Below are 13,405 nucleotides of genomic sequence, written 5' to 3'. Positions count from 1 at the left end.
GTGCCCCTGCGGTTCGGGGTGTCAGTCCTGGGCGCGGCCCGTGGTCACACGGGCGATCATCAGGGCGACCAGGATGATTCCGCCGTAGATGGCCTGGATCCAGAAGGACGGCACCTGGGCGAGCGTGAGCAGGTTCTGTACGACGCCGAGCAGCAGGACGCCGGTCAGGGCGCCGAACATGGTGCCCTTGCCGCCGTCGAGGCTGATGCCGCCGATGACCGCGGCCGCGAACACGGTGAAGATCATGTTGTTGCCCTGGTTGGCGCTGATCGCACCGACGTACCCGGTCTGCATGATTCCGCCGATGGCGGCGAGGACGCCGGCGACGACGAAGACGCCGAGCATCACGCGCTCCACGCGGATACCGGCCGCGCGGGCCGCGTCCGGGTTGCCGCCGATGGCGTACAGGGCGCGTCCGACGCGGTGGTACCTGAGGATCAGACCCGCGACGCCGAAGGCGACGGCGGCCAGCCACACCGACATCGGGATGCGCAGGAAGGTGGTGGTGGCCAGCGAGAAGAACGAGTCGGGCATCCCGAACAGCGTCTTGCCCTCGGTGGCGCCGACCAGCAGTCCGCGCAGGACGATCAGCATCGCGAGGGTGACGATGAAGGCGTTGAGCTTGAGCTTCACGACCAGGAGGCCGTTGAAGGCGCCGACGACCCCGCCCACCACGAGCATCGCGAGGATGGCGACCACGGCGGGGAACTCCGTGCCCCAGCCGGAGGACGCGACAGGCAGCACAAGGAGCGCGCCGACGGCCGGCGCTATACCGACGACCGATTCGAGCGACAGGTCGAACTTGCCGGTGATGAGGACGAGCGACTCGGCGAGCACGACCATCGCGAGCGCCGCCGAGGCGCCCAGGATGGAGATCAGATTGCGCTCGGTGAGGAAGGAGTCGTTGACGAACGCGCCGAGGACCAGGAGCAGCAACAGCGCTGGTACGAGGGCGAGTTCGCGTGCCCGGCGGAGCAGTACCGCCTTGGCGGCACGGGGATCGGGCACGCGTACGGGGGTGGCGGTCGAGGCCGACGGGGCCTTCGTGTCAGCCATGGTCCACTCCTTCGATGGAGGCGATCAGCTCGTGGTCGCGCCAGCCCGCCGGATGTTCGGCGACGACACGGCCGTGGAAGAGGACGAGGACCCGGTCGCAGCGGCGCAGGTCGTCGAGTTCGTCGGAGACGACGAGGACCGCGGTGCCGTCCTCGCTGGCGCTGTCCACGCGGGACAGCAGGGACTCCTTGGACTTCACGTCGACGCCCGCGGTGGGGTTGATGAGGACGAGAAGGCGGGGGTCGGAGGCGAGGGCGCGGGCCATGACGACCTTCTGCGCATTGCCTCCGGAGAGGTCGGAGACGGGCTGGTCGGGGCCCTCGGTGTGGATGTCGAGGCGGTCGATCAGCTCGGTGGCGAAGCCGCGTTTGCGGTCGGTGCCGATGAAGCCGTAGCGGCCCAGGCGGTTCAGGACGGTCATGGTGGCGTTGTCGCCGATGGTCATCCCGGAGACGAGGCCCTGGTCGTGCCGGTCGCGCGGGACGAAGCCGACGCCCGCCTTGAGCGTGGCCTGTACGTCGCCGAACGGGAGCTGTCCGCCGTCGAGTTGAACGGTGCCGCCGGTCGGCGTGTGCAGTCCGGCGAACGACTCGGCCAGCTCGATCTTCCCGCTCCCGCTGGAGCCGGCGAGGCCGACGACCTCGCCGCGGCGGATGGTGAGATCGACGTCCTCGTACGCGTCCGAGGTGAGCCCCTTGGCGTCGAGGATGACCTGCGCCTCCTGGTCCACTTTCCTCATCTGGACGGACTTCTCGGCGATCACCTCTCCTGCCATGGCCTCCACCAGCGCGGCGCGCGGCAGTTCGGCGACCGGCGCGGTGGTGATCCAGCGGGCGTCGCGCAGGACGGTGACCGTCTGGCACACCTCGTACACCTCCTGGAGGTGGTGCGAGATGAACAGGAAGGTGACGCCGGATTCCTGGAGTGCGCGCATACGGGTGAAGAGCCGCTCGATCTCGCGGTTGTCGAGCTGCGCGGTCGGCTCGTCCAGGACGATGAAGCGGGCGCCGAAACTCAACGCCCGTGCGATCTCCACCATTTGGCGGTCCTCGACCTTGAGGTCGGCGGTCCGCGCGTCCGGGTCGACGTGCACGTCCCAGGTCTCCAGGACCTCCGCGGCCTCGGACTTCAGCCTGCGCCAGCTGATGAAACCGCCGCGCCCGGTCGGCTGCCGGTTGATGAAGAGGTTCTCGGCGACCGTCAACTCCGGTACGACGGTGGGCTTCTGGTAGACGCAGGCCACCTTGCGGCGCCAGGCGTCACGGTCGGCGAGCGCGGGTGCCGGCTCGCCGTCGAAGCGGACCGTGCCCTCGTCGGGGGCCTGGAGGCCGGTGAGGATGGTGACGAGGGTCGACTTGCCCGCGCCGTTGCGGCCGACGAGGGCGTGCGACTCACCGGGGAGCACGGTGAGCTGGCCGTCTTGGAGGGCGACGGTGGGGCCGTACCGCTTGGCCACCCCCCGTGCCTCCACCAGTGGTGTACTCATCAGACCGTGTTGCCCCAGAGCGAGGCGTCGTCCACGTTGTCCTTGGTCACCAGCGGCGCGGGCAGCTGGTCCTCGAGGATGCCGCTGGGCAGCTTGACGATCTCGGAGTCGTGGTCCGTCGGGCCCGGCTTGAACGTCTTCCCCTGCATCGCCGCCTTGATGTAGTACATGCCGTACTTGGCGTACAGGTCGGCGGGCTGCGAGACGGTGGCGTCTATCTCGCCCTTGCGGATGGCGTCGTACTCCTGCGGGATGCCGTCGTTCGAGACGATGGTGATGTGGCCCGCCTGGCCGACGGTCTTCAGCATTCCCTTGGACTTGAGGGTCTGCAGGGTGGGTGCGAGGTAGACGCCGCCCGCCTGCATGTAGATGCCCTTGATGTCGGGGTTGGCGTTCAGGAGGGTGTCCAGCTTGGAGGCCGCGGTGTCGGACTCCCACTTCGCGGGGATCTCCAGGACCGACAGCTTCGGGTACTTCTCCTTGACGCAGGAGCGGAAGGCCTCCGAGCGCTCACGCCCGTTGACGGACGCCAGGTCGCCCATGATCTGCACGACCTTGCCGGACTTGACCTGCGCCCCGAGGTACTCGCAGGCCTTCTCGCCGTACGCCACGTTGTTGGCGCGTACGACCATGGCGACCTTGCCCTTCTCGGGCGCCACGTCGACGGCGACCACGGGGACGCCCTTGCGCTCGGCCTGGTCCAGGCCCGCGGCGATCGCGGCGCTGTCCAGGGGGGCCACGACGATGCCCTCGACGCCCTGGTTGAGCGTGTTGTTGATGTCGGTGATCTGCTGCGACGGGTCGCTGTTGGAGTTGACGGTCTTGAGCGCGTCCACGCCTTCGGACTCCGCCATCTTCGGCACGTAGTCGTTGTACGACTGCCAGAACGGCGAGGTCAGCAGGGGCAGGATCACCCCGACCTTGCCGTTTCCGTCGCCTCCCGCGTCGCCCGAGGCGACATCGTCCTTGGTGCTTCCGCAAGCCGCGAGCACGAGGGTGGCGCACGCGGCCGCAGCCGCCGCACGCACCGCTCGCGACGAGATTCGCCTGTTCCGCACGGTTCTGCCGGCCATCTGACGGCTCCTCATTGAGCGATATCGAGCAGGACGCGTGGCCGGAGAGTCCCTCTTCCAGCCGGGACGAATATTTATCAGACCACTTCGGGGTCACAACACCCCTCGGAGCCAACTTTTCCTTGCTTTCGGCCGTAGTGGTCCGACCACTTGGGTGGTTAGACTGCGGCGCACCCGGCAATCAGGAGGAAATCGCGTGGACGAGCCCGCCCCGCAGAAGGGCACCGTGACGCAGCGCGCCATCGAGCGGATCAAGGCGATGATCGGCGAGGGCAAGCTGGAGCCGGGCCAGCGACTGCCGACCGAGCGCGATCTGGCCGCCCAGCTGGGCATGTCCCGCAGCTCGATGCGCGAGGCGATCCGCGCGCTCACCGTCCTCGGGGTGCTGGAGGCGCGGCACGGATCGGGTATCTACGTCACGCAGCTGGAGGCCGGGGACCTCCTGGAGACCTTCGGCGTGGTGGCCGATCTGTCCCGGGGTCCTCGCCTGGTCGAGCTCCTTGAGATCCGGCGGATCCTGGAGTCGACGGCGACCGCCCTGGCCGCGGCGCGGATCACCACGGATCAGCTCGCCGACGTGGAGAAACACCTCGCCGCGATGAACGCGACGGACGACCCGGAGGAGATCCTCTCGCACGACCTCGCCTTCCACCGCGCCATCGCCGGCGCGGCCGGTAACGAGACGATGGCGGCCATCCTGGAAGGCCTCTCCTCCCGCACCTTCCGCGCCCGGGTCTGGCGCGGCTACCAGGAGGAGGGCGCCTTCGAGCGCACCCGGCGCGAGCACGCGGCGATCCACCGGGCGCTCGTCGCGCACGACCCGGAGGCGGCCAGGGCCGCCGCCGCCGCGCACGTGGGTGAGGTGGAACAGTGGCTGCGGGCTCAGCTCACGTCGGAGCCGGAGCCGCCCACGTCGGGCGAGCCGCGCTGAGCACGGGCCACCTCGGCTGAACCGCGGTCACCGCCGGCCACACCGGCGGAACCGCGGTCACCACGGCCCGCTCGGGGCGAGCCGCGAACGACGCGGCCCGCACCGGTTGAGCCGCGATCAGCGCGACCCACATTCGGCGAACCGCAATCGCCGCGGCCCACACCGGTTGAGCCGCGATCAGCGCGACCCACATTCGGCGAACCGCAATCGCCGTGGCCCACACCGGTTGAGTGCCCTCGTCGCGGCCCACACCGAGCGGGCCGCGATCATCACCGCCCGCACCGGCTGCACCACGACCGCCGCGACCACACCGGGCGAACGGCGATCACCGCGGCCCACACCGGCTGCACCACGACCAGCACAGCCCGCACCCAGCGAGCGTCACAGCGGCCCACACCTGCCGAACCACGACCACCGCGACGCACACCGACTGCACCACGACCAGCACAGCCCGCACCCAGCGGGCTTCACCGCGGCCCACACCGGCCGAACCACGACCACCACGGCCCGCACCGGCCGAACCGCGATCCGCATGTCGCGGTCGGTGCGAGCCGCAGTCGCCACGGCCCGGCCCCCCCGATGCCGGGGGTTCCTCAGGCCCGCGTCAGCCGTAGCGTCACCAGCTCGAAGGCGCGCAGGCGCAGGGTGATGCGGTCGCCGTCCAGGTCGGGCTCGGTGGCGTCCGTCAGCGGGCGCTCCAGCAGGTCGGTCACCGTGACGCCGGTGGCCTCGAAGCCCGTCGTCAGCGTGACGCTCGTACGGGCACCGCGTGACTCGTGGAAGCGGACGATCACGTCACCGCTGCCGTCGTCGGCCAGCTTGAGTGCCGTGACGACTACGGCGTCCTGGTCGACGGTCACCAGCGGCGCGACCGCCTGGGAGCCGGTCACCCGGCGCTCCGGCAGGTTGATCCGCCATCCCTCGCGCACCGCGTCCCCGATCGCCGCGCCCGCCACCAGCGCGTGCCGGAAACGGTGCACGCCCTGGTCGGTCTCGGGGTCCGGGAAGCGCGGGGCGCGCAGCAGCGAGACGCGCACGGTGGTGGTCGTCCCGGAGTCGCTGTCACGGACGGTCCGGGTCACGTCGTGCCCGTACGTCGAGTCGTTGACGAGCGCGACGCCCCAGCCGGGTTCCTCGATGTGCACGAACCGGTGGTTGCACGCCTCGAACTTGGCCGCCTCCCAGCTCGTGTTGGTGTGCGTGGGCCGGTAGAAGTGCCCGAACTGGGTCTCGGACGCGTACCGTTCGGCGTGCACGTCGAGCGGGAAGGCGAGCTTGAGGAACTTCTCGGTCTCGTGCCAGTCGACCTCGGTGTCGATGCCGAGCCGCCGCTCCCCCGGTGCGAGGGACAGCACCTGGGTGACCCGCGACGCGCCGAAGGACCGGACGATCCGGACCGACACGCCGTCCGCACCAGGCACGACCTCGTCGGCGTCGACCAGGTCGGTGACCGTGTTGCGGTAGAACTCGTCGACGTCCCAGGCGTCCCACATGTTCGGGAAGTCGGGGTGCAACTGGAGCAGGTTGGCGGCCTGCCCGGGCGCGACCGTCTCCCGGTCGGCCTCGATGTCGTACGCCGACACGACGAGCCCCCGCGCGTCGATACCGACCCGCAGCAGCCCGTTGTCGAGGACGAACCCGCCCTCCACGCGGGGCGCGAGGGCCGTGCTTCCCTCGACGGCCGGGGTCCGCGCGCCGCCCGCCGGGACGCCGTCGCGCAGGTGCGGCGCGGAGTTGAAGACGAGCTCGGCCGAACCCTCGCCCGCCAGGGCGCGCTGGGCCGCGTCGATGATGCCGTTCAGCTCTCCGGCGAGGCGCTCGTAGGTGGCGCGTGCCTCGCGGTGCACCCAGGCGATGGAGGAGCCGGGCAGGATGTCGTGGAACTGGTGGAGCAGGACCGTCTTCCAGATGCGGTCCAACTCCTCGTACGGGTAAGGGGATCCCGTCCGTACGGCCGCTGTCGCCGCCCACAACTCGGCCTCGCGCAGGAGGTGTTCGCTGCGCCGGTTGCCCTGCTTGGTCTTCGCCTGGCTGGTGAGCGTGGCGCGGTGCAGTTCGAGGTACAACTCGCCCACCCACACGGGGGCGTTGGGGTACTCGGCCTCCGCCTGCTTGAAGAACTCCTCGGGCGTCTCCCACACCACGGTCGCCGAACCTTCGAGGTCCTTGAGCCGGGCCGCCTTCGCGATCATCTCCCGGGTCGTGCCGCCGCCCCCGTCACCCCAGCCGGTCGGGGCGAGGGAGTGCCGGGCGACGCCCTTGTCCTTGAAGTTGCTCGCCGCGTGGGCGATCTCGCGGCCCTTCATGGAGCAGTTGTAGGTGTCGACGGGCGGGAAGTGCGTGAAGATGCGGGTGCCGTCGATGCCTTCCCACTGGAAGGTGTGGTGCGGGAACTTGTTGGTCTGCGACCAGGAGATCTTCTGCGTCAGCAGCCACTTGGAGCCGGCCGCCTTGATGATCTGCGGCAGTCCGGCGGCGAAGCCGAAGGTGTCGGGCAGCCAGGCCTCGTCGTTCTCGATGCCGAACTCGTCGAGGAAGAACCGCTTCCCGTGCACGAACTGACGGGCCATCGCCTCCGAGCCCGGCATGTTCGTGTCCGACTCGACCCACATGCCGCCCGCGGGCACGAACCTCCCGTCGGCGACCGCCTTCTTGACCTTCGCCCACACCTCGGGCCGGTGCTCCTTCACCCAGGCCCACTGCTGGGCCTGGGACATGGCGAAGATGAACTCGGGCTCGTCCTCGATGAGCGCGGTCATGTTGGAGGTCGTCCGGGCCACCTTGCGGACCGTCTCGCGCAGCGGCCACAGCCACGCCGAGTCGATGTGCGCGTGACCGACGGCACTGATCCGGTGCGCGGAGGGCACGGCGGGCTCGGCGAGCACCCCGGCCAGCCGTGAACGCGCCGCCTCCGCCGTGCCGTTGACGTCCTGGAGGTCCACGGCGTCGAGCGCCCGCTCCACGGCCCGCAGGATGTCCCAGCGCCGCGCGGACTCCACCGGCAGCTCGGCCATCAGCTCGCCGAGCACCTCCAGGTCGAGGACGAGCTGCCACACGTTCTCGTCGAAGACCGCGAGGTCCATCCGCTCCAGCTTGTACTGCGGCTCGCTGCCCGCCGTCTCCTTGTCACCCAACTGGGTCGGCAGGAAGGGGTGGTAGTCGAGGATGACCGGGTTGGAGGCGGCCTCGATGTGCAGGTGAACCTCCTCGCCGCCCTCGGCGGGGGCGCCGACCCGGACCCACTGGTTGCGCGGGTTGAGACCCTTCACCGGCGTTCCGTCGGGCCTGTAGACGAGCCCCTCGCACTGGAAGCCCGGCATGTTCTCGTCGAAGCCGAGGTCCAGCAGGGCCTCGACGGTCCGTCCGGCCCACGCCGCCGGGACCGTCCCGGTGACCCGGAACCAACTGGTGCCCCACGGAACACCCCACCGCGCGCCCACCTCGATCGGCTCCGTCGTGGCGGCCAGTCCTTCGGCCACCGGCACCGGCTCGCCGGGCGCGTGCCACACCGCGACCTCGAGCGGTACGGACTCGGGGTACACGGCGGGACGGATGCGCTCGTCGAGAACGCGCTTGAGGCGGGCTTCGACCAGAGTGCGGTCGTCATGCATGAGAGTGCTCCGTGGGGTGAGGGTGGTGCCTGCTACCAGGTGTGGGTGGTCGTGGTGGGAGTCGAGACGGTGAACAGCTCCCCCACCGCACGCAGTTCGAACCGCGCCTCGGTCTCTCCCTGCTCGGGGACGAGACCGCCGACGTAGAACGCGCGCTGGCCGGTGGCGCCGAGGAAGCGGCGGGTGCCGTCGGGAAGCGTCCGGTACAGCTCGTAGTGGCGTACGGGGCCGGGGACGGCGTCCCAGGCGAAGCGCAGGTTGCCCGTGTCGGCGTCCGTGACACGCAGGCCGGTCGGCTCGGCGGGGGTCACCACCTCGTCGCGTACCGCGAGCCCGCCGAGCCGCCAGCGCACCGGACCGCTGATCGCGGTGAGCCGGACGCCGATGGCACGTATCTCTCCCGACAGTCCCGTCAGCTGCACGGTGGAAGTCTCCCAGCCGTCGCCCGTGCTCACGGGGAAGTACGTGTACGGAGGCGCGCCTCCCGCGGCGTCCGGCTCGGCGGTGGCGACGGCCAGCTCGACCTGCACGCTTCCGGAGTCGGCGCGGTGGGTCAGCTCGACCACGGTGTCCGGGCCGAGCGGCAGCCGCGTCCCGTAGAGGTCCAGCGTGGTCGGGGCGTCGAGGGCGCCGTCGACGAGGACACTGCTGCCTCCGCGCCAGGCGTCCGCGAAGTCGAAGGTGACGGCGGGGCGTTGGCCCGTGGTCCGCACCACCCAGCGGCGGGACGGCAGCCGGTCCTGGAGACCGAGGTGGTTCCAGGCGGTGTCGGAGGTCGCCGTGCCCTCCTCGTACCACTTCAGGCCGTGGCCGGTGTTGAAGGCGGTCGCGAAGGGGACGGCTGTCACGGTGGAGCGGTCGGCGACGGAGACGGCCGGCGCGCGCCAGGTGGCCGTCAGGTTGGGCTTGGAGGGGTCGAGGGTGGCACCGGTCCAGAACAGGTCGTCGGAGGCGTGGAAGTCGCCGGGGGTGCGGCTCGCGGGCAGGTGGTTGCGGGTCCACTCGGGCCGGTAGAAGCCGATGGAGGTGACATGGGCCCCGGTGGTCGGCACGATCGCGTTCCAGTTGACCGACTTGCTGGTGCCGCTGGCCTCGACATCGACGCCCGCCCACAACTCGTAGCGGTTGCGGCCGAGTTGCCCCGCCAGGGTGCCCGATGAAGCCAGGGTGGTCTGCGACCAGCGGAAGTCGATGAACATGGAGTCGGCGGACTGGAAGAAGGTCTGGTTCTGGCTGTTGAGCGCGCCCTGCCAGCTCACCGAGCCGCCCACGGTCATCGAGTCGTACCAGGTGACCCGCTGCCCCTTCGCCGTGCTGAGCGCCTTGAGCTCCTGCAGGAAGCCGAGCATGTCGGTGGCGAGCGCGGCGTTGCCGCCGCTCGTCTCGGCGTTCACGAACCAGCCGTCGAAGCCGTATGCCTCGGCGACCGCGACGAGTTGGGCGGCGAGCGGGTAGTGCCCGGTGGCGTCCTTCTGGACCAGGTCGCGGGTCCACTGGAGCTGTCCGCCGTAGGCGGCGGGCGGCAGGAAGATGTTGCCGAGGACGGGCACGCCGTGGCGGTGGGCCGCGTCGACGATGGGTGCGTTCGGGGCGAGGATCAGGCCCTCGCCCGAGGAGCCGCCCCAGAAGATGAGTTCGTCGACGTACGCCCAGTGGGTGAGGGCGTAGTAGTCGGCGGTGGCCGCGCCCTGTGAGGGGTTGCTCGCGGTGGGGCCGAAGGAGACGAGGGACTGGATGCGGGCCTGGTCGGTGCGGGCGGTGGTGTTCGCCGGGGTGGGCGTGAAGCGCGCGGCGAGCGGCACGGAGGAGGCGTTGAACGCCAGGTCGGCGTCGGTCGCGGCGCTCCAGGTCTTGAGGCTGCGCCAGGTGATGCCGGTACCCGGGGTGCCGGCGGGCAGTGAGTCGGGGTACCAGTAGGAGGCGTACGGCTGGAGGTCGCGGGTGGCGGCGACGGCCGTACCGGCGAGGCCGGGGACGAGTCCGGCGGCGACGCCGGCTCCGGCGAGCAGGACGGTGCGTCTGCTGAGGTTCACTGCGTGCTCCGTATGGTCGTGGGGGGCTACTCGTTGACCTGTTCGGGGGTGACGACTTCGGTGATGCCACGGGCCGCCAGGTGTTCCTTGTCTTCGGCGCGGCTCGCGAGAACGGTGGTGGGACGGACCCCGCCGGCGGTCAACCGGGCGAAGGCCTCGAAGACCTGCCCACCCGGAGCACAGACCGAACGGCCGCCCGAAGTGGTCTCGACCACTAGCGCCGTGGTCCGGGGTGCGGGTGCGTATGCGCGCCGCTCCTCGATGATGCGCGCGATGGTCTCACCGGCGGGCTTTGGCCGCCGGTCGTTGGTCAACAGGCCGAGGCTGTACTCGAGTTCGGGGAAGTCGGCGAGGTCGCGGCTCACGTCGTGCGAGCACCACCAGGTGACGCCCCAGACGTCGGTGCAGTCGAGGGCGTTCGCGACGGTCGCCTCGGTGAACGCCGCCGCGTGCCCGGCCGGGATCAGCGGGGCGGGCGCGCCGACCTCCTGGAGCCACACCGGACGGTGCGGGTCCTCCGCCCACGCCTTGGACAGCTCGATGAGGTACGCGGCGTGGTGTTCGGTGGCGACGCCGGTCCGGCCGTGGCGCTGAGCCGTGCCGTTGAACACCCAGGAGTGCACGGCGGTGACCGCGCCGAGCCGCGCCGAGTGCTCGGGGGTGAACGGCTGGTCGTCCTGGTACCAGGCGGCGTCGTACGAGGCGTGCAGATGCAGTTTGCCCGGCGCGCCCTCCTCGCAGGCGTCGAGCAGCCGCCGCAGCCAGGCCCCCGCCTGGTCCGGCGTGATGCGGTCCGGGTCGGGATGCGGCCCGGCCGCGAACTGGTTGACCTCGTTGCCGATCGTCATGCCGATGAAGTTCGGCCGGTCGGCGAGCGCGGCGGCGAGCACCCGCAGATACTCGGCCTCCCCCTCGACCACCGCCGGGTCGGTGAAGATGTTCCGCCGGTGCCAGGTCTGGGTCCACGCGGGCAGGAAGTCGAAGCTCGACAGGTGCCCCTGCAGACCGTCGACGTTGACGTCGAGTCCGCGTTCGGCGGCGGCGTCGGCGAGCGCGACGAGCTGTTCGACGGCGCGCGGGCGGATCAGGGTGCGGTTGGGCTGGAAGTAGGGCCACAGCGGGAAGACCCGGATGTGGTCCAGGCCGAGCGCGGCGATCGAGTCGAGATCGGCGCGTACGGCGTCGAGGTCGAAGTCGAGCCAGTGGTGGAACCACCCGACGCTCGGGGTGTAGTTGACGCCGAAGCGCACGGCAGCAGGCATGCGGGTTCCTTGCGGATCGGATGTACGGAAAGGTCCGGGGAGGTCAGCCCCACGGACAGGGAAGGTCAGTCCTATGGACAGGGGAGGTCAGCCCCATGGACGGGGGAGGTCAGCCCTTGACCGCGCCCTCGCCGACCCCGCGGAAGAAGTACCGCTGGAGACAGGCGAAGAGAGCGATCAGCGGTGCCACGGCGATGATCGTGCCCGCGGCGACGAGCCGTTCGTCGTTGGCGAAGGTGCCGTGCAGGTAGTTGAGGCCGATGGTCAGGGTGAACTTCGAGGGATCGCTGAGCACGATGAGCGGCCACAGGAAGTCGTCCCAGGCGCCCATGAAGGCGAAGATCGCGACGACGGCGAGAGTCCCCTTCACTGAGGGCAGCGCGATCCGCAGGAACCGCTGCCAGGCGTTCGCCCCGTCGACGAAGGCCGCTTCCTCGATCTCGTACGGCAGGTTGAGGAAGGCGTTGCGCATCAGCAGGACGTTCATGGAGCTGACGCAGGCCGGCAGCACCACCCCGATGAGGGTGTTGTTCAGGCCGAGTTCCCGCATGGTGGTGAACTGGGCGATGATGATGCTCTCCGCGGGGACCAGCATCGCGAGGATGAAGACGAGGGTGGCCACTCGTCGGCCCCGGTAGCGCATCCTGGCCAGGGCATAGCCCGCGAGGGCCGAACCGACGCAGTTCGTCACGACGTTGGCGCCCGCGACCTTCAACGAGTTGAGGGCGTAGTCCCAGACGGGGATGGTCTCGGCGACCCGGTCGTAGTTGTGGAGTGTCGGGTGGCTCGGCAGGAACTTGGGCGTCGAGCTGTAGATGTCCTCGGTCGGGCCCTTGAGCGAGGTGGACAGCTGCCACAGAAAAGGCCCGACGGTGAGGGCGAGGACGGCGAGCAACAGCAGGTAGCGCAGGGCGAGTTCCCAGACGCGTACGCGGCGGCCCTGCTCGTCGGTGACATGACGGCGGGGCTTGCGCGGTGCCACCGGTCGCTCGACCGGCGGCGCCTTCTCCAGCACACTCACGCGTCCTCCTTCCGATCGGCGCGCAGCACGAGCAGCATCAGCGCGACGGTGACGACGAAGACGACGACGGAGATGGCGGAGGCGTAGCCGACGCGGCCGGTCAGACCTGTGCCGGTGCGCTGGACCAGCATCACGAGAGTGGTGTCCTCACCCGCCGGACCACCATCCGGACCAGCCATCAGATAGACCTCGGAGAACACCTTGAAGGCGGCCACCGAGGACAGCGCGCCGACCAGCACCATCGTGGAACGGACGGCGGGCACGGTGACCGTGAGGAAGCGGCGCACCGCACCCGCGCCGTCCACCGCCGCGGCCTCGTGCAGCTCGCGCGGCACATTGGCGAGCGCGGCCAGGTAAATGATCATGTAGTAGCCGAGGCCCTTCCAGACCGTGACGGCCATGGCGCTCAGCAGTAGCAGCCACTGGTCGCTGAGGAAGCCGACCTTGCCGACCCCGATCGCCTCCAACAGCGAGTTCACCAGGCCGCGTTCGTCCAGGAGCCACACCCAGATGAGCCCGACCACGACGATCGAGGCGACCACCGGGGTGTAGAAGGCCGACCGGAAGAAGGCGATGCCGGGGATGTTCTTCTGGACCAGCAGGGCGAGCAGCAGCGGCAGCAGGACGAGCGCGGGGACGACCCCGAGGACGTACAGCGTGCTGTTGCGCAGCCCGATCCAGAACATGTCGTCGTGCAGCAGCTCCCGGAAATTGGCCAGGCCCACGAACTCGCCGGGGATCAGGGTCCGGCGGTCGGTGAAGGAGTTGACCAGGGTGGAGACGAACGGGTACAGGATGAAGATGCCGATGACCAGCAGGCCGGGGGCGGCGAACAGCCAGGGACTGGTGGGCAGTTGCCGCCGCACCCGCGCCCCAGGAGGCCGCGCACCACGCCGGGCTCCGCCGGAGACGGTGGAAGAACTCGCCATAAC

Annotated in this window: 9 protein-coding genes; 1 reads left to right on the top strand and 8 read right to left on the bottom strand. The window is 70.1% G+C overall.

What is annotated here, in order from left to right; all coding sequences use genetic code 11:
- Positions 1-21: 21 nt before the first annotated feature.
- From ACFVKT_RS02640 to ACFVKT_RS02630, 3 genes are read right to left on the bottom strand one after another with little or no spacing between them, the layout of a single operon-like run.
- Complete coding sequence (locus ACFVKT_RS02640) at positions 22-1,056, bottom strand: ABC transporter permease (protein ID WP_385726773.1); 1,035 nt, start codon at positions 1,054-1,056, stop codon at positions 22-24.
- The gene (locus ACFVKT_RS02635; protein WP_385726771.1) at positions 1,049-2,542 is read right to left on the bottom strand and encodes a sugar ABC transporter ATP-binding protein; all 1,494 of its coding nucleotides are present in this window, start codon (positions 2,540-2,542) and stop codon (positions 1,049-1,051) included. Before ACFVKT_RS02635 ends, ACFVKT_RS02640 begins: the two co-directional genes overlap by 8 nt.
- On the bottom strand, positions 2,542-3,615 hold the full coding sequence (locus tag ACFVKT_RS02630; RefSeq protein WP_385726769.1) for a sugar ABC transporter substrate-binding protein: 1,074 nt from the start codon (positions 3,613-3,615) through the stop codon (positions 2,542-2,544). The genes ACFVKT_RS02635 and ACFVKT_RS02630 overlap by 1 nt, the downstream gene beginning before the upstream one ends.
- A 196-nt stretch (positions 3,616-3,811) precedes the next feature.
- Between ACFVKT_RS02630 and ACFVKT_RS02625 the strand changes: the two genes are divergently transcribed.
- Positions 3,812-4,546 carry a FadR/GntR family transcriptional regulator gene (locus ACFVKT_RS02625; RefSeq protein WP_385726767.1) on the top strand — a complete coding sequence of 245 codons (735 nt, stop codon included), beginning with the start codon at positions 3,812-3,814 and terminating at the stop codon, positions 4,544-4,546.
- A gap of 593 nt (positions 4,547-5,139) precedes the next feature.
- On the opposite strand, the gene ACFVKT_RS02620 is transcribed toward ACFVKT_RS02625, so the two are convergent.
- From ACFVKT_RS02620 to ACFVKT_RS02600, 5 genes are all read right to left on the bottom strand, one after another.
- Positions 5,140-8,157: an alpha-mannosidase gene (locus tag ACFVKT_RS02620; RefSeq protein ID WP_385726765.1), complete on the bottom strand. Its 3,018-nt coding sequence runs from the start codon at positions 8,155-8,157 to the stop codon at positions 5,140-5,142.
- 32 nt (positions 8,158-8,189) lie between these two features.
- Positions 8,190-10,190: an endo-beta-N-acetylglucosaminidase gene (locus ACFVKT_RS02615; protein WP_385726763.1), complete on the bottom strand. Its 2,001-nt coding sequence runs from the start codon at positions 10,188-10,190 to the stop codon at positions 8,190-8,192.
- Positions 10,191-10,216: 26 nt separating this feature from the next.
- Complete coding sequence (locus ACFVKT_RS02610) at positions 10,217-11,452, bottom strand: glycosyl hydrolase (protein WP_385726762.1); 1,236 nt, start codon at positions 11,450-11,452, stop codon at positions 10,217-10,219.
- A gap of 109 nt (positions 11,453-11,561) precedes the next feature.
- Positions 11,562-12,473 carry a carbohydrate ABC transporter permease gene (locus ACFVKT_RS02605; RefSeq protein ID WP_385726760.1) on the bottom strand — a complete coding sequence of 304 codons (912 nt, stop codon included), beginning with the start codon at positions 12,471-12,473 and terminating at the stop codon, positions 11,562-11,564.
- Positions 12,470-13,402, bottom strand: a complete 933-nt coding sequence (locus ACFVKT_RS02600) for a carbohydrate ABC transporter permease (RefSeq protein WP_385726759.1) — start codon at positions 13,400-13,402, stop codon at positions 12,470-12,472. The genes ACFVKT_RS02605 and ACFVKT_RS02600 overlap by 4 nt, the downstream gene beginning before the upstream one ends.
- Positions 13,403-13,405: the final 3 nt, after the last annotated feature.

The sequence above is a fragment of the Streptomyces sp. NPDC127595 genome (assembly GCF_042671685.1).
In the GTDB taxonomy this organism is placed as follows: Bacteria; Actinomycetota; Actinomycetes; order Streptomycetales; family Streptomycetaceae; genus Streptomyces.
Note: the sequence above shows the minus strand (reverse complement) of the source record. Positions and strands in the feature narration are given on the sequence as shown.